This window comes from Delftia sp. GW456-R20 (assembly GCF_001622915.1).
In the GTDB taxonomy this organism is placed as follows: Bacteria; Pseudomonadota; Gammaproteobacteria; order Burkholderiales; family Burkholderiaceae_C; genus Comamonas; species Comamonas acidovorans.
Genome location: NZ_LWCN01000004.1, coordinates 3,103,436 through 3,122,645 on the forward strand (window position 1 = coordinate 3,103,436; position 19,210 = coordinate 3,122,645).

18 protein-coding genes are annotated in these 19,210 nt (G+C 69.9%); 10 read left to right on the top strand and 8 right to left on the bottom strand.

Features of this window, described 5'->3' with window-relative positions; translation table 11 throughout:
* Positions 1 to 57 precede the first annotated feature (57 nt).
* Genes A4F85_RS19170 through A4F85_RS19185 form a run of 4 tightly spaced genes read left to right on the top strand, consistent with a single transcriptional unit; the run spans position 58 to position 4,918 of the window.
* Positions 58 to 2,031, top strand: coding sequence for a bifunctional 5-dehydro-2-deoxygluconokinase/5-dehydro-2-deoxyphosphogluconate aldolase (locus A4F85_RS19170; protein ID WP_063327453.1), 1,974 nt, complete (start codon positions 58 to 60; stop codon positions 2,029 to 2,031).
* Complete coding sequence (gene iolB / locus A4F85_RS19175; RefSeq protein WP_063327454.1) at positions 2,028 to 2,831, top strand: 5-deoxy-glucuronate isomerase; 804 nt, start codon at positions 2,028 to 2,030, stop codon at positions 2,829 to 2,831. The genes A4F85_RS19170 and iolB overlap by 4 nt, the downstream gene beginning before the upstream one ends.
* A gap of 44 nt (positions 2,832 to 2,875) precedes the next feature.
* A complete protein-coding gene (locus tag A4F85_RS19180; protein WP_081816209.1) occupies positions 2,876 to 3,895 on the top strand; it encodes a Bug family tripartite tricarboxylate transporter substrate binding protein in 1,020 nt (339 codons plus the stop codon).
* Between the two features lie 42 nt (positions 3,896 to 3,937).
* Positions 3,938 to 4,918, top strand: coding sequence for a tripartite tricarboxylate transporter substrate binding protein (locus tag A4F85_RS19185; protein WP_043822529.1), 981 nt, complete (start codon positions 3,938 to 3,940; stop codon positions 4,916 to 4,918).
* A 10-nt stretch (positions 4,919 to 4,928) separates the two neighbouring features.
* Here A4F85_RS19185 and A4F85_RS19190 read toward each other — a convergent pair whose 3' ends face one another.
* Positions 4,929 to 5,903, bottom strand: a complete 975-nt coding sequence (locus A4F85_RS19190; protein WP_063328033.1) for a LysR family transcriptional regulator — start codon at positions 5,901 to 5,903, stop codon at positions 4,929 to 4,931.
* Positions 5,904 to 5,985: 82 nt separating this feature from the next.
* Between A4F85_RS19190 and A4F85_RS19195 the strand changes: the two genes are divergently transcribed.
* Positions 5,986 to 7,524, top strand: a complete 1,539-nt coding sequence (locus A4F85_RS19195) for a CoA-acylating methylmalonate-semialdehyde dehydrogenase (RefSeq protein ID WP_063327455.1) — start codon at positions 5,986 to 5,988, stop codon at positions 7,522 to 7,524.
* A gap of 64 nt (positions 7,525 to 7,588) precedes the next feature.
* Here the strand turns inward: A4F85_RS19195 and A4F85_RS19200 are convergent, their stop codons facing one another.
* The 3 genes from A4F85_RS19200 to dacB all read right to left on the bottom strand — a co-directional run bounded on the left by A4F85_RS19200 (position 7,589) and on the right by dacB (position 11,213).
* Positions 7,589 to 8,260 (bottom strand): OmpW/AlkL family protein, encoded by a 672-nt coding sequence (locus A4F85_RS19200; RefSeq protein ID WP_013804492.1) that lies wholly within the window; start codon positions 8,258 to 8,260, stop codon positions 7,589 to 7,591.
* A gap of 31 nt (positions 8,261 to 8,291) precedes the next feature.
* A complete protein-coding gene (locus A4F85_RS19205) occupies positions 8,292 to 9,425 on the bottom strand; it encodes an SGNH/GDSL hydrolase family protein (RefSeq protein ID WP_063327456.1) in 1,134 nt (377 codons plus the stop codon).
* Positions 9,426 to 9,677: 252 nt separating this feature from the next.
* Entirely contained in the window at positions 9,678 to 11,213 is a 1,536-nt protein-coding gene (gene dacB / locus A4F85_RS19210) for a D-alanyl-D-alanine carboxypeptidase/D-alanyl-D-alanine endopeptidase (protein ID WP_231890579.1), read from the bottom strand.
* Between the two features lie 102 nt (positions 11,214 to 11,315).
* Between dacB and tsaB the strand changes: the two genes are divergently transcribed.
* From tsaB to corA, 4 genes are all read left to right on the top strand, one after another.
* Positions 11,316 to 12,056 carry a tRNA (adenosine(37)-N6)-threonylcarbamoyltransferase complex dimerization subunit type 1 TsaB gene (gene tsaB, locus A4F85_RS19215; protein ID WP_063328034.1) on the top strand — a complete coding sequence of 247 codons (741 nt, stop codon included), beginning with the start codon at positions 11,316 to 11,318 and terminating at the stop codon, positions 12,054 to 12,056.
* A complete protein-coding gene (rimI, locus tag A4F85_RS19220) occupies positions 12,053 to 12,577 on the top strand; it encodes a ribosomal protein S18-alanine N-acetyltransferase (RefSeq protein WP_013804496.1) in 525 nt (174 codons plus the stop codon). The genes tsaB and rimI overlap by 4 nt, the downstream gene beginning before the upstream one ends.
* A complete protein-coding gene (locus A4F85_RS19225; protein ID WP_063327458.1) occupies positions 12,568 to 13,482 on the top strand; it encodes a uracil-DNA glycosylase family protein in 915 nt (304 codons plus the stop codon). The genes rimI and A4F85_RS19225 overlap by 10 nt, the downstream gene beginning before the upstream one ends.
* Before the next feature lie 173 nt (positions 13,483 to 13,655).
* On the top strand, positions 13,656 to 14,642 hold the full coding sequence (gene corA, locus A4F85_RS19230; protein ID WP_013804498.1) for a magnesium/cobalt transporter CorA: 987 nt from the start codon (positions 13,656 to 13,658) through the stop codon (positions 14,640 to 14,642).
* 31 nt (positions 14,643 to 14,673) lie between these two features.
* Here corA and A4F85_RS19235 read toward each other — a convergent pair whose 3' ends face one another.
* Genes A4F85_RS19235 through A4F85_RS19245 form a run of 3 tightly spaced genes read right to left on the bottom strand, consistent with a single transcriptional unit; the run spans position 14,674 to position 16,904 of the window.
* On the bottom strand, positions 14,674 to 15,069 hold the full coding sequence (locus tag A4F85_RS19235) for a RidA family protein (RefSeq protein WP_012202904.1): 396 nt from the start codon (positions 15,067 to 15,069) through the stop codon (positions 14,674 to 14,676).
* Entirely contained in the window at positions 15,059 to 16,201 is a 1,143-nt protein-coding gene (locus A4F85_RS19240) for a DSD1 family PLP-dependent enzyme (RefSeq protein ID WP_063327459.1), read from the bottom strand. Before A4F85_RS19240 ends, A4F85_RS19235 begins: the two co-directional genes overlap by 11 nt.
* A 28-nt stretch (positions 16,202 to 16,229) precedes the next feature.
* A complete protein-coding gene (locus A4F85_RS19245; protein WP_063327460.1) occupies positions 16,230 to 16,904 on the bottom strand; it encodes an HAD-IA family hydrolase in 675 nt (224 codons plus the stop codon).
* Between the two features lie 72 nt (positions 16,905 to 16,976).
* Between A4F85_RS19245 and A4F85_RS19250 the strand changes: the two genes are divergently transcribed.
* A complete protein-coding gene (locus tag A4F85_RS19250) occupies positions 16,977 to 17,885 on the top strand; it encodes a LysR family transcriptional regulator (protein ID WP_063327461.1) in 909 nt (302 codons plus the stop codon).
* Positions 17,886 to 17,891: 6 nt separating this feature from the next.
* On the opposite strand, the gene A4F85_RS19255 is transcribed toward A4F85_RS19250, so the two are convergent.
* On the bottom strand, positions 17,892 to 19,187 hold the full coding sequence (locus A4F85_RS19255; RefSeq protein ID WP_026062203.1) for an MFS transporter: 1,296 nt from the start codon (positions 19,185 to 19,187) through the stop codon (positions 17,892 to 17,894).
* Positions 19,188 to 19,210 lie beyond the last annotated feature (23 nt).

Below are 19,210 nucleotides of genomic sequence, written 5' to 3' on the forward strand. Positions count from 1 at the left end.
CGCAACGATTATGGACAGGCCCGCACGCGGGTGTCCGCAACGCACAGGCCTATGACGATGAGCATGCTGAACTTTCCCTCCGACCGGCCGCTGGACGTGGCCTGCCTGGGCCGACTGGCCGTGGACCTTTACGCGCAGCAGATCGGCTGCAGCCTGGAGGAGGCCAGCAGCTTTGCCAAGTACCTGGGCGGCTCCTCCGGCAACATGGCTTTCGGCACGGCGCGCCTGGGGCTGCGCTCGGCCATGATTTCGCGCGTGGGCGATGAACAAAATGGCCGCTTCCTGGTCGAGACGCTGCGCCGCGAGGGCTGCGACACCAGCCAGGTGCAGGTCGATGCCCAGCGCCTGACCGGCATGGTGCTGCTGGGCATCAAGGACCAGGAGACCTTCCCCCTGCTCTTCGCCCGCGAGAACTGCGCCGACATGGCCCTGGACGCCGAGGCCATCAGCGAGGCGTTCCTGGCCCGCTGCCGCTGCCTGGCCATCACGGGCACCCACCTGAGCGCACCCGGCGTGCTGGCCGCCAGCCGCAAGGCACTGGAGATGGCAGGCCGCCACGGCCTGGTGCGCGTGCTGGACATCGACTACCGGCCCGTGCTGTGGGGCTTGGCCTCGCGCGGCGACGGCGAGACGCGCTATGTGGCCAGCGCCGAGGTCAGCCGCAGGCTGCAGGCCGAGCTGGGCCAGTTCGAACTCATCATCGGCACCGAGGAGGAATGGCTGATCGCCGGCGGCGTGGAGGGCGACCTGATCGCCAGCCTGCGCCGCGTGCGCGAATGCAGCCGCGCCGTCTTCGTGGTCAAGCGCGGGCCGCTGGGCTGCTCGCTGATCGAGGGCGAGGTGCCCGATGCGATCGCCGATGCGCCCACGGTGCTGGGCGAGCGCGTGGAAGTGCTCAATGTGCTGGGCGCGGGCGATGCCTTTGCCTCGGGCCTGCTGTCGGGTCTGCTGCGCGGCAAGAGCCTGGAGGAATCTGCGGCGATTGCCAACGCCTGCGGCGCCATCGTGGTCTCGCGCCATGGCTGCGCGCCGGCCATGCCCACGCAGGCCGAGCTGGCGCACTGGTTCTCGGGCCACCGCCATCCGCGTCCCGACCAGGACCCCGAGCTGTCCCACCTGCACCGCGTCAGCCGCGCGCGGCCGCAGTGGCCCGCGCTGTGCGTGCTGGCCTATGACCACCGCAGCCAGTTCGACGATCTGGCGCGCGAGGCCGGCGCAGCGCCCGCGCGGCTGCGCCCGCTCAAGCGGCTGATCAACGAGGTGGTCGCCCAGGTCGAGCGCGATCCGGGCAACGCGGGCCGCATGGGCGTGCTGATCGACGGCCGCCATCACCTGGGCGAGGCCGCGCTGCACGACGCCACGGGACGCGGCTGGTGGATAGGCCGGCCCATCGAGCTGCCGGGCTCGCGCCCGCTGCGCTTTGACGGCACGGACTCGCTGGCTTCCGAGCTGCTGCACTGGCCGCAAAGCCATACCGTCAAATGCCTGGTCTTCTACCACCCCGACGATACGCCCGCACTGCGCGCCGAGCAGGATGCCTGGCTGCAGCAGGTCTGGACCGCCACGCGCGCCAGCGGCCATGAGCTGCTGCTGGAAGTGATCCCGCCAAAGGACACGCTGGCGCCCGACGACCGGGGCGAGGCCGTGCTGCGCGCCATACGCCATTTCTACGACCTGGGCCTCAAGCCCGAATGGTGGAAGGTCGGCACCATGGCGCGCGAGAACTGGGAGGCGCTGGACACCCTGGTGAACGAACGCGACCCCTGGTGCCGGGGCGCCGTGATCCTGGGGCTGTCCCAGCCCGTGGAGCAACTGGTGCAGGGCTTTGCCCAGGCGCGGGCGCCCGTGGTCAAGGGTTTCATGATCGGCCGCAGCGTCTGGGCCGGACCCGCGCTGCAGTGGCTGCGCAACGAGCTGGACGACGCCGCGCTGCGCGATGCCGTCGCCGCCAACTTCCGCGCGCTGATCGCGGGCTGGGATGCCAGCCGCGTGGACGCGCGCCAGGACATCACCGAAGGAGCCGTGGCATGAGCCTTCTCGTCAAGGCCGCGCCCGGCCGCATCGTCACCGACATCACGCCCGCCAGCGCGGGCTGGAAGCACATCCACTTCAAGGCCCTGAGGCTGCAGGCGGGCGAGCAGGAGGAGCTGTCCACGGGACCGCTTGAATACTGCATCACCGTGCTCACCGGCCAGGTGGATGTGCAGGTCGGCAGCCAGGCGTTCAGCGCCCTGGGCAGCCGCGCCAGCGTGTTCGAGGAGAGTGCGCCCACGGCCGTCTACGTGCCGCCCGGCCAAAGCCTGCGCATCACGGCGCGCGGCCCGGCCGACATTGCCTTGAGCGCCGCACCCGCCACGGGCCGCCACGCCACGCGCGTGATCGCGCCCGAAAGCATGCGCCGCAGCGTGCGCGGCCAGGGCAGCAACACGCGCCATGTCTGCGACATCCTGCCCGAGACCGAGGCGGCCGAGTCCCTGCTGGTGGTCGAGGTCATCACGCCCGCAGGCAACTCGTCCAGCTATCCGCCGCACAAGCACGACAGCGCCGACCCCGCCGCGCCGGACGCCGAGACCGTGCTGGAGGAGACCTACTTCCATCTGCTCAACCCCAGCCAGGGCTTCGCCTTCCAGCGCGTCTACACCGATGACCGCAGCATCGACGAAGCCATGGCGGTGGAGCACCGCGACACCGTGATGGTGCCGCGCGGCTACCACCCCTGCGTGGCCCCGCACGGCTACGACCTCTACTACCTCAACACCATGGCCGGGCCCGAGCGGCGCTGGGCCTTCCGCAACGACCCCGCGCACGAATGGATGCTGCGGCCGCGCTGACGCACGGCGCAACAGACACCCATAAAAACCACCGGAGACAAAAAATGCTGTTCAACCCAATGGCCCTGCACCGCAAGGCCTGGCTTTCCTGCGCCCTGCTGACGCTGGGCATGGGCACCGCCCAGGGGCAATCCGCCCCAGCCCCGTCCTCCCAGAGTGCGCCAGCCTGGCCCACCCAGCCCGTCAAATGGGTGGTGCCCTACGCACCGGGCGGCACCACCGACGTGATCGCGCGCCAGCTGGCCGTGCAGATGGGCAAGGACCTGGGCCAGCCCGTGGTGGTGGACAACCGTCCCGGCGCGGCCAGCATCATCGGCGCCACGCTGATCGCACGCGCCCCGGCCGATGGCTACACGCTGGGCACGGCCGACTCGGGCACGCTGGCCTTCAACCCCGCCATGTATGCGCGCCTGAGCTATGACGCGGGCAAGGACTTCAGCTACATCGGCGGCCTGGGCCGCATGCCGCTGGTGCTGGCCGTGCACCCGTCCTTCCCGGCGAAGAACGTGCAGGAATTCCTGGCCATGGCGCGCAAGGAGCCGGGCGGCATCTCCTCGGCCTCGTCGGGGCCGGGCTCGCCGCTGCACGTGGCGCTGGAGCTGTTCAAGCAGCGCACGGGCACCCAGATCCTGCACGTGGCCTACAAGGGCTCGGCCCCGGCGCTGCAGGACCTCATGGCCGGCCAGATCCAGTCCATGTTCGTGGACCTGCCGCCCAGCATCTCGGCCATCCGCGCGGGCAAGCTGCGCGTGCTGGCCGTGGCCACGCCCCAGCGCCTGCCCATCCTGCCCGACGTGCCCACCATGGCCGAGGCCGGCGTGCCCGGCTTCGAAGCCTATGCCTGGCAGGGCTTCGTCGGCCCCGCCCACCTGAGCCCTGCGCTCACCGAGCGCCTGAACAAAAGCCTGGCCACCGCCCTGCGCCACCCCGAAACGCGTGCCAAGCTCGAAGAGATCGGCATACAGCCCATGGAGATGACGCCGCAGCAGTTCGCAGGCTTCGTGCGCTCGGAACAGGCGCTGTGGAGCGGCGTGATCAAGGCCGCCAACATCAAAATGGATTGAAGCGCAGACATCGCCACATAAAAAAGATCCCGGAGACAAGCCATGACCCTCGCATCCCGCCGCCAATTCATCCACTCGCTGGCCGCCCTGGCCGCAACGCCGGCCCTGCCCGCCATGGCGCAGGCACCGGCCGGCGCCTGGCCCCAACGCCCCATTGAACTCATCGTGCCCTTTGCCGCTGGCGGCGGCACCGACGTGCTCGCACGCGCGCTGGCCGAGGTGGCGCGCAAGCACCTGCCGCAGGACCTGATCGTGCTCAACCGCGCAGGCGCCAGCGGCGCCGTGGGCTGGACCGAGCTGGCCAATGCCCGGCCGGACGGCTACAAGATCGGCATCATCACCGTCGAGCTGACCATGATCCCGCACATGGGGCTGACCAAGATCAGCTCCGACGCCCTGCTGCCCGTGGCCCGCCTGAACGCCGACCCCGCCACCATCGCCGTGCGTGCCGACTCGCCCTATCGCAGCATTGAGGAACTGATCGCCGCCGCGCGCAAGGACGAGGCCGCCGTGCGCATCGGCAATGCCGGCCCGGGCTCGCTGGGCCACCTGGCCGCCGCCGCGCTGCAGGACAAGGCGGGCGTGAAGTTCAACCACGCGCCCTACCGCGGCGCCAACCCTGCCGTGCTCGACCTGCTGGGCGGCCACATCGAGGCCGTGGCCGTCACGCCCGTGGAGGTGGCCACCTATGTGGCGGCCGGCAAGATCCGCCCGCTGGCCATCATGGCCGAGCAGCGCATACAGGCCGGCTGGGAAGCCGTGCCCACGCTCAAGGAGCGCGGCATCGACCTGCTCATCGGCGGCTGGCGCGGCCTGGCCGTGCCCCGCAACACGCCCGACGCCGTGGTCCAGACCCTGCGCAAGGCCATGGCCCTGACCCTCAAGGACCCCGTCCTGCGCGAGACCATGGCCAAGCAGAACATGGGCGAGGGCTACCTGGACCAGCCCGAATTCAAGGCCGTGATCGACCGCGACAACGCGGTGTTCAAGCAATTGGTGGACAAGCTGGGGATCAAGGCCTGAGGGCTCGCCCTCAGCGGATGAACCCCGCCGCAAACGACGCCCGCAGGAACTCCACGAACACCGCCACCGCGCGCGGCACGTGGCTGGCGTAGGGGCGTATCGCGAACAGGTGTTCGCCGAAGGCATCGACGGGCCGCCAGCCGGGCAGGACCTCGCGCAGATGGCCGGAGGCCAGGCCCGACTGGGCGCTGAAGTCGGGCACCAGGGCGATGCCCAGGCCTGCCATGGCGGCGTCGCGCAGCATTTCGCTGTTGTTGGCGGCAAAACCGCCGGCCACGGGCACGACGGTGCGTACTGCGTCTGCACTGGCGTCTGCACCGGCGTCCGCACCGGCATCGGCGGGCACGAAGCTCCAGGCCATGGCGCCCTGGGTGCGCGGGTAGTGCAGGCACTGGTGCGCGGCCAGGTCCTGCGGGGTGGCCGGGGTGCCGTGCGCGGCCAGGTAGTCCGTGCTGGCCACCAGCAGCGAGCGCGTGGGCGCCAGCGCCCAGGCCACATGGGTTTCGGGCGGGGTGGAGGCATGGCGCACGGCGATGTCGAAGCCCTCCATCGCCAGCGAGCGCAGGTGGTCAGACAGGTCCAGCTCCAGCCGGATCTGCGGATGGGCGCGCAGGAAGGCCGGCAGCCGGGGCATGAGCTGCTGGCGCGAGAAGGCCACGGGCGCGGTCACGCGCAGCAGGCCGCGCGGCTCGGCCGCCAGGTCGCGCACGCCCGCAAAGCTGTCGGCGATGTGCTCGAAGGCGCCGCGCGTCTCGTCCACCAGGCGCTGGCCCGCTTCGGTCAGGCGCACGCTGCGCGTGGTGCGTGTGACCAGGGCCACGCCGGCCGAGCGCTCCAGCTCGGCCACGCGCTGGCTCATGGCCGCCTTGCTCACGCCCAGGCGCGCGGCGGCCGAGGTGAAACTGCCTTGCTGCTCCAGCACGACCAGCCAGTGCAGGTGGCTCCACAAGGCCTCGGCCTTGGCATCGGGTTTTTCATTTGCCATGCAGGGATTGTTCAGCAAAATGAACAATCAATTCAAGCGCAGCGCCTAGGCAGGCCGAAGGCGCACTCCTAGACTGGCCGGCATGAACACCGCAAACACCTCCTTCGCTTCCATCGTCCATTACGTCAACGGCCAGCGCACGGCAGGTGCCAGCGGCCGCGAGCAGGACGTGACCAACCCGGCCACCGGCCAGGTCACGGGCCGCGTGGCCCTGGCCTCGCGCGCCGATGTCGATGCCGCCGTGGCGGCCGCCCAGGCGGCCTTCCCCAAGTGGGCCGACACGCCGCCGCTGCGCCGGGCGCGCGTGATGTTCCGCTTCCTCGAGCTGCTCAACCAGCACAAGGACGAACTGGCCCACGCCATCACGGCCGAGCACGGCAAGGTCTTCACCGATGCGCAGGGCGAGGTCAGCCGCGGCATCGACATCGTGGAGTTCGCCTGCGGCATCCCGCAGCTGCTCAAGGGCGATTTCACCGACCAGGTCTCCACCGGCATCGACAACTGGACGCTGCGCCAGCCGCTGGGCGTGGTGGCGGGCGTGACGCCGTTCAACTTCCCCGTAATGGTGCCGATGTGGATGTTCCCGGTGGCCATTGCGGCGGGCAACACCTTCGTGCTCAAGCCCAGCCCCATCGATCCCACGCCCTCGCTGCTGATCGCCGACCTGCTCAAGCAGGCCGGCCTGCCCGACGGCGTGTTCAACGTGGTCCAGGGCGACAAGGAAGCCGTGGATGCGCTGATCGAGCATCCCCAGGTGAAGGCCGTGAGCTTTGTCGGCTCCACGCCGATTGCCAACTACATCTATGAGACGGGCGCGCGCCACGGCAAGCGCGTGCAGGCCCTGGGCGGCGCCAAGAACCACATGGTGGTCATGCCTGACGCCGATATCGAACAGGCCGTGGACGCACTGATCGGCGCCGGCTACGGCTCGGCCGGCGAGCGCTGCATGGCCATCAGCGTGGCCGTGCTGGTGGGCGACGTGGCCGACCAGCTGCTGCCGCGCCTGATCGAGCGCACCAAGGCCCTGAAGGTGCTGGACGGCGAGGACCTGGCCGCGGAAATGGGCCCCATCGTGACCCGCGCCGCGCACGATCGCATCAGCGGCTACATCGATCTGGGTATCAAGGAAGGCGCGCAGCTGCTGGTCGATGGCCGGGGCTTCGACGGCAAGGCGGCCGGCGCCGCCACGGGCACCGACACCTCGGGCGGCTTCTGGCTGGGCGGCACGCTGTTCGACCACGTCACGCCCGACATGCGCATCTACAAGGAAGAGATCTTCGGCCCCGTGCTGGCCGTGGTGCGTGCCAAGGACTTCGCCGAGGCCGTGCAGCTGGTCAACGACCATGAGTTCGGCAACGGCGTGGCCTGCTTCACACGCGACGGCAACGTGGCGCGCGAGTTCGGCCGCCGCATCGAGGTCGGCATGGTCGGCATCAACGTGCCGATTCCCGTTCCCATGGCCTGGCACGGCTTCGGCGGCTGGAAACGCAGCCTGTTCGGCGACATGCATGCCTACGGCGAGGAAGGCGTGCGCTTCTACACCCGCCAAAAGAGCATCATGCAGCGCTGGCCCGAGAGCACGCCCAAGGGCGCGGAATTCGTCATGCCCACGGCCAAGTAGGCGCAGGCCCGCTCCATGAAAAAACCAGCCCGCGGGCTGGTTTTTCTTTGGGGACTGCGACCTGTCAGAAGCGGTATCCGATGCCGATGGCGTAGACGTTCGGGTTGAGCTTGAGCGACACGCTCTGGCCCGAGGACAGGTGTGCCGTGGTCTTCAGGAAGCTCTTGTAGTAGGCCACGTCCAGGAACCAGCGCTCGTTGAAGTTGTAGACGAAGCCGATCTGCGGCGTCAGGCCCCACTTGCTGTCCACCGAGGCCGTGGTGGGGTTGGCCAGCGTGCCGCCGGTCAGGCCGTTGAGGGAGGCCGTGGTGCGCTCGCCGAAGAACTTGGCATAGGTCACGCCCAGGCCCAGGTAGGGGCGGAAGGCGGAGTTGGCCTCGCCGAAGCGGTACTGCGCGAACACGGTGGCGGGCAGCACCTTGGTGCGGCCGAGCTTGCCCGTGCCGGAGATGGCGCCATCGCCCACGAAGTCGTGCTTGAACGGCAGGCCCATGGGCACGTCGATGGCCCAGTTGTTGGTGACCATGTAGGTCACGCCGCCCGTGAGCTGGCTGTTGGCCTTCACGTCCACGCGGGTGTCGGGGAAGCTGGGCGTGCTCAGCCAGCCGCTGCTGGTCTGGGGATCGATGCGCGTGGCGCCCAGGCGCACGCTCCAGGTGCCGGCGGACTGGGCGGTGGCGGCCATGCAGGCCGTGGCCATGGCCACGGCGGCGGTGATACGCAGGAATGTCTTCATGGATGTGTCTCCTCGTGCTGCGTGTCTGCTATCACAGCCAGCCGGCGCGGGCCAGGGTGCGGGAGGCCAGCTGGCTCATCTGCTGGTGGCCATAGGGCGTGGGGTGGAAGCTGTCGGCAAAGGCATAGCTCTTCCACCAGTTGGCGCTGGTCTCGCCCACGGGAATGGAGGCGGACAGCGCGGCCTCGGTGCAGGTCGGGAAGCTGTAGGTGGGCAGGCCGTCGGCGCCCACGCCGGTGACAGGGCAGGCCGCCTTTTTCACGTTGGTGTAGGCGTACTGGGCGGGGTCGGCCATCTGCTGGCGGAACTCGCTGTAGAAGTCGATGATGGCCACGCGGCTCTCGCCCGTGAAACCAGCCGCGACCTGCTGGTTGAAGGCCTTGACCCAGCCGTCGAACACGGTCTCCAGCTGCGCGGCGGCGGCCGAGCCCTGCTGCTGGGCCACGGACTGCAGCACCAGCTGGAAGCGCGGCGTCAGCGTGATGGCGGGCACGTTGAGGATGGCCACGCGCGTGGCGCCCTTGCCCAGCACATTGGTCTGGATGCTGGAGACGAAGCCCTTGGCCAGGTTCTGCATGTACAGGCCACCGGCCTGGGCCATGCCGGCCTGGCCCTGCTGCAGCAGCGCGCCCAGCGTGGCCGCGTCGATCTTGGTGGACAGCAGAGCCTTGAAGCTCGCACCCTGGTCCCTGGAAGCGGCCAGGAAGGCGCCGATCACATCGGCCGCGTCATTGGCGCCACCGTCGATCACCGCCAGGTCATCGGCCGTGAAGCCCGCCGCACCCGCCAGCAGGATCTGCTGCGTGATGGAGATAGGCGCCGTGGGCGCGCTGGTGTAGTTGATGCGGCCGCCGCCCACGGCGTAGTTGTTGCACGAGGTGTTGGGCGTGAAGGCCGTGCCGTTGAAGCGCGGGCACAGGGAGATGTTGTACAGGCCCGCCACGCGCTCGGCCCAGACCTGGTTGGAGCCTGCGCCCGTCAGCGTGGCGTTCTGCACGGTGAACTTGTAGCCGAAGGTGCCGCTGTCGGAGAGGCTGTCGCCCATCACCTTGACGGAAGTGATCTTGGCGCGGGGAGTGGTGTCAGCGCCGCTGCCGCCGCCGCAAGCGACCAGCAGGCCGGCCGTGGCCAGAGCGGCCGCGAGGATTCGATAACGATTTGCCAAGATGGAATCTCCGTGAAGTATTATGAATAGCACGACCGTGCTTTTTTGCTAAAGCCATCGTAACGACACTTGCGCATTGGCGACACCGGGCAACTACGGATAGAAATCGCACGCCGACAAGGCAATTCGCACGCGGGCGAACAGACGATAAGGATCGCCGCATGGCCCGTGGGTAGGACAACGTCCTTGCTGGAAAAACAATGAAAAAGGGCCTGCGAAAGCAGGCCCTGCACAAGACGCGAAGGCGCCCGATCAGCGGTCGCGCGCCGTCCAGTCCACCAGCGCATCCCAGGCCGCGCGCGCGGCCGGGGCGTTGGTGTGGTTGGCCATGGCCACCAGCACGTAGCGGCGGCCGCTGGCCCCGTCCACATAGCCGGCCAGGGCCGAGGCATCGCGCAGCGTGCCGGTCTTCAGATGCGCCATGCCCTGGGCCCGGCTGAGGCTGCGGCGCAGCGTGCCATCCACGCCGACGATGGGCATCGAGGCCACGAACTCCGGCATCACCGGCGAGGCCCAGGCCTGCTGCAGCATGCGGCCCAGGCCCGAGGCGGTGATACGCGCCTCGCGGCTCAGGCCGGCGCCGTTGTCGGCCACGGGCTGCTCGGCCGCGCCCCAGCGCGCCTGCCACCACTGGCCCAGGGCCTGGCGCGAGGACTCGAAGCTGGCCACGCCCGTGCGCTGCATGCCCATGGTCAGGAACACCTGCTGGGCCATGACGTTGTTGCTGTACTTGTTGATGTCGCGCACCACCTCGGCCAGCGAAGGCGATTCGCTCTGGAACGCTGGCTGCAGCCCGGCCGGCACGCGGCCGTCGTGCACGGTGCCGGTGAGCTTGCCGCCCAGCTCGCGCCACATGCCCTCGATGGCGCGGGCCGCGAAGGCCTCGGGCTGGGCCGGCGCCAGCGACCAGCTCTTGTCGCCGCAACTGGCCGGGAACGGGCCGGCAAAGGCGATGCGCAGCGGGTCGGCCATGTCCAGCTGCAGACGGGCGCGCCAGTCGCCGCATTCGCTGCCGGCCGGCGCCAGCGGCACGGTTTCCTGCTGCTGGATGCCGGCCAGCGGCGGATCGTATTGCAGCCGCGCCACGCCCGCCGCCGCGTCGGGCGTGAAGCCCACGGTCACGGCCTTGTAGTTGACCAGCAGCGCGTCGGGCGCCACGTTGTAGGGGCGCCAGGGTTCGTTGTCGAAGGTGGCCGCGTCATGGCCGCTCACGGAAAACGCGCTGCGGTCCAGCACGATGTCGCCCACGATGACCTTGATGCCCATGCCCTGCAGGCGGCGCAGCATCAGCCACAGCCGCTCCATCACGAGCTTGGGGTCGCCCTGGCCCTGGATGTACAGCGGCCCGCGCAGCACGCCGTCCTGGACCGGCCCGCCCAGGAAGACGGGCGTGCGCCAGACATGTGCGGGACCCAGCTGGTCCAGCGCCGCATAGGTGGTGACCAGCTTCATGACCGAGGCGGGGTTCATGGCCACGTGGCTTTGCCAGTCCAGGCGCGGGGCGGCCCGGCCATCGACCTCGACCACCAGGGCCGAGACCGCGTCGCGCGGCAGCTTGGCGCGCGCAAGCGCCGCCTCCACGGCCGGGGGCAGCCGGCTTTCGCGTGCAGTCTTGGTGGACAGCGAGGCCGGCGAGGTGGGCGCGTCTGCCTGGGCGCTTGCCACGCCGGGCAGGACAGACGCCGCCAGCAGCGCGGCCGCCAGGCACTGGCGGGAAAGCGGCAATCCGAGAGAGAAGGCGGAGGAAATCGAGGAAATAAGGGAAGAAGACGGCGAAAGATGCAACATGGCCGGCAAGTCTACGCCGGTCATTGCAGCCCTGCCGGGCGCGGGACGGGCGGGGCACCGATAATCCTGCACTTGCTGCGGCACCGCCGCCTGCCCCAAGCCATGAATCTTCTTGCCCTAGACACCAGTACCGACACCCTCTCCATCGCCGTGCAGCGCGGCGATGCCGTCTGGGAGCACAGCGGCCCCGGCGGCCCGCAGACCTCGACCGAGCTGATCCCCGCCATCCTGGCGCTGATGGCCCAGGCCGGCCTGGAATTCGCCGAGCTGCAGGCCATCGTCTTCGGCCGGGGTCCGGGCTCGTTCACGGGCCTGCGCACGGCCTGCTCCGTGGCCCAGGGGCTGGCCTTTGCCGCCCGCGTGCCCGTGCTGCCCATGGACAGCCTGCTGGCCGTGGCCGAGCAGGCGCGCGTGCAATACGGCTGCACCGACCTCATCGCCGTGATCGATGCGCGCATGAACGAGGTCTATCACGCCGCCTATCACTGGAGCGACGGCCGCTGGAACGACATTGGCGAGCAAAGCGGTGACTTCGGCCTGTGCGCGCCCGAGGCCCTGCAACTGCCGCCCGGCACCGTGGTGGCCGGCAACGCCCTGGCCGCCTACGGCGAGCGCCTGGCGCCCCAGGCCAGCCACCTGGCCGCCCTGCCCACCGCCGCCGCCATGCTGCGCCTGGCCCCGGCCCTGCTGGCGGCCGACCGCGCCTTGCCGGCCGACCAGGCCCTGCCGCGCTACATCCGCGATAAAGTCGCGCAGACCACGGCCGAGCGGGAGGCTGCCAAGGCGGCCGCCGCGCTGGCCCTGGCCACGCCCACTCCAGAGGCCGCCCCACCCGCACCATGAGCACGCACACGCCACAGCCCTCGCGGCCGCAGCCGCCTCTGACCGACGCTCCGGCGCCGGAGCGGGACAGCGTGCGCTTCGAGCCGCTGAACGTGCTGTCGCTCGACATGCTGCTGCCCGTGGAGCAGCAGGCCTACTCGCATCCCTGGTCCCGTGGCAACTTCATCGATGCCATGGCGGCCGGCAATGAAGCGCAGCTGCTGGTCGATGCCCGGGGCGAACTGGTGGGCTACTTCGTCGCCATGATCGTGCTCGACGAGGTCCACCTGCTCAACATCACCGTGGCCCCGTCGCGCCAGCGCCAGGGCTGGGCCCGCATCCTGCTGGACGCGCTGGCCCTGTGGGCGCGCCAGCGCAAGGCCCAATGGATCTGGCTGGAAGTGCGCGAGAGCAATGTCCGCGCACGCAGCATCTACGCCGCGCATGGCTACCAGGAGGTGGGCCTGCGCAAAAACTACTACCCCATGCACGACGGCCCGCGCGAGCATGCCGTGCTCATGAGCCTCAAGCTATGGCCCTGAATCTAGACACCCGCCAGCGGGCCATGCTGCACGCCATGGGCATCACCGTCTGGCTGCCCGAGCCCGAGACCGCACCCGCCGTGCTGTCCGAGGCCCTGGCTGCGCCCGCCGATGCGCCTGCAGCGGCGCCCCTGGCGGATCCGCCGGCAGCCCGCCCCGTGCCGCCGCCCGTGCAGGAGGCGCCCCCCCCGGCGCCTGATGCACCGGCGCCTGTCGCCGCGCCAGCGCCCGCACGCGTTCAGGCGCCGCCGCCTCCCGCACCCATCATTCCCGAACGCGAACGCCCGCCGCGCCGCTACGTGCAGCAGCCTGTGGCCGGCGCCCCGGGCCTGGGCTGGCGCCTGGGCCCCGTGCGGCCCGTGTATGCGGCAACGCCGCCTGCCGGTGATGGCGGCGAAGGCGGCTGGCTGATCCTGCTGGAGCCGCCCGCCAACTCCCTGCCCCTGCCACCCGCCCAGCGTCCCGGCCCCGACTGCGCGCGCACCGCGCTGGAAGGCGACGCGGCCCGGCTGCTGGACAACATGCTGCGCGCGCTGAACCTGCAGGACCATCCGCGCCTGTACAGCGCCGCCCTGCACCGCGTGCAGCCTGCGGCCGAAGGACAGGAGGCGCCCGAGGTCCCGGCGCTGCAGCCATCGCTGGAGGCGCTGCTGCGCGATCTGCGCCCGGCCTGCGTGCTGGTGCTGGGCCTGGCCACGGCGCGCGCCGTGCTGCAGCGCCAGGAGGCGCTGGGCCGCCTGCGTGCCGAGCCGCACCGCATTGCGGGCGTGCCGGCCGTGGTCAGCTACGACCCCAACTACCTGCTGCGCGCCCCCCAGGCCAAGGCCGGCGCCTGGGCCGACCTGTGCCATGCGCAGGCTTTTGTGACAGGCCGCCAGATGCCCCCTGGAGCCGCTTCCGAATAGCGCAGCCGGCCCGCATGTTGCAGCGCAACGCTGCATAATCCAACGCTTTGCATCTTGGAGAAAGCTCCGTGGAAACCTACCCCAGTTGGTAGCTTTCAACTCCCGGTTGGCCTGTGGGGTTGAAAGCACCTCCGATACCCCGCACGCCTGAGAAGAACACCTGGAGTGAGCCTATGCTCAACATCTTTACGCTGGCCAATGGCCGCCTGGTTCAAGAAGAGATCGAGTCGCTGGAGGAGCTGTCCCGCTTCAAGCCGATCTGGGTGGACCTGGAGTCGCCCACGGTCGAGGAAAAGCGCTGGATCAAGCAGCACTACGAGCTGTCCATCCCCGAGGATGCGATGGACGACGACATCGAGGAATCGGCCCGCTTCTACGAAGAAGACAACGGCGAGCTGCACATCCGCAGCGACTTCCTGATCGACGATGACGAGGACCCGCGTTCGGTGCGCGTGGCCTTCATCGTCAACGAGCACAACAAGAACCTGCGCAGCTGCGGCGTGCTTTTCTCCATCCACGACGAGGACGTGCCGGTCTTTCGTCTGCTGCGCATGCGCGCACGCCGCGCGCCGGGCCTGATCGACGAGGCCAAGGACGTGCTGCTCAAGCTCTTCGACGCCGACGCCGAATACTCGGCCGACACGCTGGAGCGCATCTACGACGACCTCGAAAAAGCCAGCCAGATGGTGCTGTCCGGCGACGTGACCGACGACGTGGCCCGCGAGGTGCTGGGCGCCATTGCGCGCCAGGAAGACTTGAACGGCCGCATCCGCCGCAACGTCATGGACACGCGCCGCGCCGTCAGCTTCATGATGCGTTCCAAGATGCTCAATGCCGAGCAGTTCGAGGAAGCGCGCCAGATCCTGCGCGACATCGAATCGCTGGACAGCCACACGGCCTTCCTCTTCGACAAGATCAACTTCCTGATGGATGCCACGGTCGGCTTCATCAACATCAACCAGAACAAGATCATCAAGATCTTCTCGGTGGCCAGCGTGGCCCTGCTGCCGCCCACGCTGATCGCCAGCGTCTACGGCATGAACTTCAAGTTCATGCCCGAGCTGGAATGGGAGTTCGGCTACGTCTACGTCATCGGGCTCATGGTGCTCAGCGCCGTGGGGCCCATGCTCTACTTCCGCAAGCGCGGCTGGCTGAAGTAGCGGCAGCCGGCCCCCTCGGGCCGGGCTTTCTTCAGGCCAGCGCCACGGCCTCGATCTCCACCTTCAACCCGAAATGCAGCGCCCCCGTGGGCACCACGGCGCGCGCGGGCCGGTGCGTGCCGGCCCAGTCTGCGTAGATGCGGTCGAAGGCCGGCCAGTGCGCCATGTCGTCCAGGTACACGCGCACCTGCAGCAGCCGCGGCACGCCGCTGCCGGCCAGCTCCAGCGCCGCTGCCAGGTTGGCCAGCGCCTGCCGGGCCTGGTCCTCGAAACCGGCATCCACCAGGCGCGTGCCGTCGGGCCGTATGGGCAACTGCCCTGACACGAAGACCAGCCCCTGGCCCGTGGCCGTGTGGCTGTAGTGGCCGCCCGGCGCAGGCAGGTTCGGCGATGCATGGCGCAGATCGATCCCGTTTTCACCAGCCATGGAGCCGCTCCCAGGCTTGCACCGAGCCATCTGCCGCCAGCGCCTGGTAGGCCGGGAACTGCGCGCCCGTGGCGCAGGCATGGTTGGGCAGGATGCGCAGCCGCGTGCCCAGGGGAAAGCGCGTGGCGATGTCGGCCTCCGCCGTGCCATCGGCCCGGGCCAGGATGCCGTGCTCCTGGTTGGCGCCCGTGAGCACGAAGCCCGGCATCACCCGCCCCTGCAGGTCGCAGACTTGGCCGTAGCCGAAATCCTGTTTCTGCCGGGCCGTTCCGCGGTCGCGGCTCATGGCCATCCAGCCCGCATCCACGATGGCCCAGCCCTTGTCGGCCTGGTGGCCGATCACGGTGGCCAGCACCGACAGCGCCACGTCCTCGGCCGTGCACACGCCGATGTTGCGCATCACCAGGTCGAAGAACACGTAGACGCCTGCGCGCACCTCGGTCACACCGTCCAGCCGGCTGGCCGCCAGCGCCGTGGGCGTGGAGCCCACGCTGACCACGGGGCACGGCAGGCCGGCCGCGCGCAGGGCCTCGGCAGCCTGCACGCAGCCGGCGCGCTCGCGCTCGGCCAGGGCCTGCAGCGCCTCGGGCGTGTCCAGCTCGTAGCTGGAGCCCGCATGCGTGAGCACGCCGCCCAGGCGCATGCCGCCGTCGTGCAGCGTGCGGCCAATGGCCAGCAGCAGCGGCGTATCGTCTGCGCCCACGCCGGAGCGGTGGCCGTCGGTATCGATCTCTATCCACACCTCGAAGGCCTCGCCCTGCTCGCGGCCGAACGCGGCAATGGCCTGGGCCGCCGCCACGCTGTCCACGATGAGCTTGAGATCGCAGCCGCGCCGGCGCAGTTGCAGGGCCTGCGGCAGGCGGTGCGGCGCCATGCTGACTGCATAGAGGATGTCGGTGGTGCCTGCCGCAAAGAACTGCTCGGCCTCCTTCAGGGTGGAGACCGTGATGCCCGAGGCCCCGGCCGCACGCTGCGCGGCGGCCACGGGCACGCTCTTGCTGGTCTTCACATGGGGGCGCAGGCGCACGCCCTGCGCGTCCATGCGCTGCTGCATGCGGGCGATGTTGCGCTGCATGCGGTCGAGGTCGATCACGGCAGCGGGCGTGTCCAGCGTCAAAAGAGTGTCTTGCATGGGGGCTCCTGAAAAAGGCTTAGCACAGTCAGCGGCCTGCGGCAAAGCCGCGCAGCCAGGGCAAGGCGGGGGCCAGGGTGGCGGCTTCCCCCTCGGCGGCGGGCGCGCCCGCAGGCCGAGACAGGCCCACGCGGTTGTGCCAGAAGGTGCGCAGGCCCACGGCCGAGGTGCCGAACAGGTCATAGCCCGAACCGGCCACGAAGGCGGCCTGGTCCGCAGGCAGCCCCAGCCGGTCCAGCGCCAGCTGGTAAGGCCGGGGGTCGGGCTTGTAGAAGCCCGCTGCTTCCGAGGTCACCACCACATCCCAATCCACGCCCAGCAGCGCGGCGGCGCGCAGGCCCAGGCGCTCGGAGCAATTGGTCACCACGGCCAGGCGGCAGTGCGGGCGCAGGGCGGCCAGCAGCTCGCGCGCGCCATCCCAGGGCTGCAGCTGGTCCCATTGCGCCTCCAGCCGGTCGGCGGCCGAGGCGGGCAGGCCCCGGTTGCGGGCCGCGTCGCGCACCAGGTCTTCATAGGGCTGGTAGGCGCCGCAGCCATAGGTCAGGCGCAGGTACTCGGCGCGCCAGTCGCGCCCGGCGGCCTCGCTGCCGGCAGCGCTGTTCCATACCGTCCAGGAGTCGAGCAAGGCGGTCAGCAGGTCGAAAAGCACGGCACGGGGCCAGGCGGCGGCGGTCGGTTCCGTCAGTGGGGCTGGGGTGTTCATGGCCTGGAACTGTACGGATGGAACCTGTGCCCGTGGTTAAATCCGCCGTCATCAATCGTTAAGGCAAATTGAATGATTGCCATCGAAGACCTGCAGCTTGCCGCCGCCCTGCTGCGCGAAAGCTCGCTGAGCGCCGCCGCCCGTGCGCTCGATGTGACGCCGCCTGCCCTGTCCATGCGGCTGCGCCGGCTGGAGGCCGAACTGGGCCTGTCCCTGGCCAACCGCAGCGCGCGGCGCCTGGCGCTGACGCCCGAGGGCGAGCGCTTCGCCCGCGAGGCCGTGCGGCTGCTGGGCCAGATCGAGGAGCTGCGCGACTCGCTGCACGGCGATGCCCGCCAGCTGGGCGGCACGCTGCGCATTGCCGCGCCCTTTGGCTACGGGCGCAGCCGGCTGGCCCCGGCCCTGGTGCCCTTCACGCGCCAGCACCCGCAACTGAAACTGCAGCTGGACCTGCGCGAAACGCCCTTCCCCGACCGCCACGATGCCGATGCCGTGGTCCACATCGGCGCGGTGCGCGACTCCTCCTGGGTGGCGCGCGAACTGGCCGCCAATGACCGCTGGCTGTGCGCCAGCCCCGACTACCTGCGCCGCCACGGCACGCCCGCCATGCCGCGCGAGCTGCTGGAGCACGCCTGCATTTGCATCCGCGAGAACGAGGAGGACGTGACGCTGTGGCACCTGCGCCCGGCCGCCAGCCGGCGCGCCGCGGATGGCCAGACCCTGCGCGTGACGCCGTCCTACGTCACCAACGATGGCGGCGTGGCCCGCCACTGGGCCGAGCAGGGCCTGGGCCTGGTGCTGCGTTCGCAATGGGACATGGAGCAGGCCGTTGCCGAGGGCCGGCTGGTGCGCGTGCTGCCCGACTGGCATTTCGGCAGCGCGCCCGTCACCCTGCTGGTGCCCACGCGCAAGGGCCGCACGGCGCGCGTGCAGGCCCTGGTGACGTTTCTGGAGCAGTGCGCCGCAGCGGGCGCGCTGTAGTGCAGATCAGGCCGTGCGCGCGGACCTGTCCCGGGCATCGCTGGCACCGTCGGTGCCCTGGCCGCGCTCGCGCAGCCACAGCACCAGGCCGCAGACCATGACCACCAGCTGCGTGCCCACCAGCAGGCTGAAGCCTGCGACGAACCCGCCACCGGCCGAATGCGAGGTCCAGCCGATGACGGCCCCCATGAGCGCAGGCATGAAGCCCGCCACCAGGGTCGCCGTGCCGTTGACGACGCCATAGGCGCTGGCCACATGCTCGGGCCGCGCGCAGTACTGCACGGTGCTGGGAATGGCCGGGCTCATCAGGCCCCAGCAGAAGTTGGCGGCGATCAGGCAGTAGGCCGCCGCGTAGCGGTCTTCCATGTGGATGGCCAGCCAGATGGCCAGCGCCAGGCCCAGGCTGCCGCCGACGAAGATCAGCGGCACCTGGCGGCGCGGCAGGCGGTCGATGACGATGCCGCCGACCAGCACGGCCAATACCGTGGCGTACTGCGGCAGCGAGGCCAGCCAGCCCATCTCGCGCAGCGAAAAGCCGCGCGACTCCAGATAGGCCGGCAGCCAGTTGCTGCTGCCCCAGAGGTAGGAGAAGAAGGCCGCCGACAGCACGGCCACCAGCACCAGATAGCGCGTGTGCATGGCGCCGCGCACGATCTGGCCGACCTGGCCCACCGCCTCGCCCAGCGAGCGCGGGCGCGGCATGCCGGTGTCCACGCGGGGCATGCGGATGAAGGCCAGCACCAGCGGGATGCCGATGGCCACATTGATCAGGCCCAGCACGTGGAACGAGGTCTGCCAGTCATGGCCGGCCACCAGGTAGCCGATCAGCGGGTAGCCCACCGCCAGCCCCAGGCCCGTGCCCATGTTCACGAAGGAGTTGGGCAGGCCGTTCTCGTGGCTCTGGAAATGCGCCTTGATGTAGCTGCCCGCCAGCGAGTACAGCGGCCCTTCGGAGATGCCCAGCAGGATTCGCGAGGCCAGCAGCAGGCCGTAGCTGTTCATGGCCGGGGACAGAAAGGACACGGCGCCCCACAGCAGCAGGCCGACCACCAGGCTTCGGCGCACGCCGAAGAGCGCCGCGCAAAACGGCGTCAACACGAAGGAAGAAACGCCGTAGCCCACCATGAAGGCCGTGGCCAGCAGGCCCTGGCGCGTGCGGTCGTCGTGCGTCAGCCCGATGTGGTCCAGAAATCCCTGGTCGAGGATGAGGATCGAAAGGTTGATCCGGTCCACATAGGAGATGGCGACGATGATGAAGAGGCTGATCACCCCCCACCAGCGGGCCGCACGCATATCTTTCATGGCAAGTCTCTATCGCCCGATGG

Excerpts from the sequence above, each read along its gene's own strand:
- A4F85_RS19170 (WP_063327453.1), top strand. The coding sequence starts at position 58 with ATGAGCATGCTGAACTTTCCCTCCGACCGGCCGCTGGACGTGGCCTGC.
- iolB (WP_063327454.1), top strand. The coding sequence starts at position 2,028 with ATGAGCCTTCTCGTCAAGGCCGCGCCCGGCCGCATCGTCACCGACATC.
- A4F85_RS19180 (WP_081816209.1), top strand. The coding sequence starts at position 2,876 with ATGCTGTTCAACCCAATGGCCCTGCACCGCAAGGCCTGGCTTTCCTGC.
- A4F85_RS19185 (WP_043822529.1), top strand. The coding sequence starts at position 3,938 with ATGACCCTCGCATCCCGCCGCCAATTCATCCACTCGCTGGCCGCCCTG.
- A4F85_RS19190 (WP_063328033.1), bottom strand. The coding sequence starts at position 5,903 with ATGGCAAATGAAAAACCCGATGCCAAGGCCGAGGCCTTGTGGAGCCAC.
- A4F85_RS19195 (WP_063327455.1), top strand. The coding sequence starts at position 5,986 with ATGAACACCGCAAACACCTCCTTCGCTTCCATCGTCCATTACGTCAAC.
- A4F85_RS19200 (WP_013804492.1), bottom strand. The coding sequence starts at position 8,260 with ATGAAGACATTCCTGCGTATCACCGCCGCCGTGGCCATGGCCACGGCC.
- dacB (WP_231890579.1), bottom strand. The coding sequence starts at position 11,213 with ATGTTGCATCTTTCGCCGTCTTCTTCCCTTATTTCCTCGATTTCCTCC.
- tsaB (WP_063328034.1), top strand. The coding sequence starts at position 11,316 with ATGAATCTTCTTGCCCTAGACACCAGTACCGACACCCTCTCCATCGCC.
- rimI (WP_013804496.1), top strand. The coding sequence starts at position 12,053 with ATGAGCACGCACACGCCACAGCCCTCGCGGCCGCAGCCGCCTCTGACC.
- A4F85_RS19225 (WP_063327458.1), top strand. The coding sequence starts at position 12,568 with ATGGCCCTGAATCTAGACACCCGCCAGCGGGCCATGCTGCACGCCATG.
- corA (WP_013804498.1), top strand. The coding sequence starts at position 13,656 with ATGCTCAACATCTTTACGCTGGCCAATGGCCGCCTGGTTCAAGAAGAG.
- A4F85_RS19235 (WP_012202904.1), bottom strand. The coding sequence starts at position 15,069 with ATGGCTGGTGAAAACGGGATCGATCTGCGCCATGCATCGCCGAACCTG.
- A4F85_RS19240 (WP_063327459.1), bottom strand. The coding sequence starts at position 16,201 with ATGCAAGACACTCTTTTGACGCTGGACACGCCCGCTGCCGTGATCGAC.
- A4F85_RS19245 (WP_063327460.1), bottom strand. The coding sequence starts at position 16,904 with ATGAACACCCCAGCCCCACTGACGGAACCGACCGCCGCCGCCTGGCCC.
- A4F85_RS19250 (WP_063327461.1), top strand. The coding sequence starts at position 16,977 with ATGATTGCCATCGAAGACCTGCAGCTTGCCGCCGCCCTGCTGCGCGAA.
- A4F85_RS19255 (WP_026062203.1), bottom strand. The coding sequence starts at position 19,187 with ATGAAAGATATGCGTGCGGCCCGCTGGTGGGGGGTGATCAGCCTCTTC.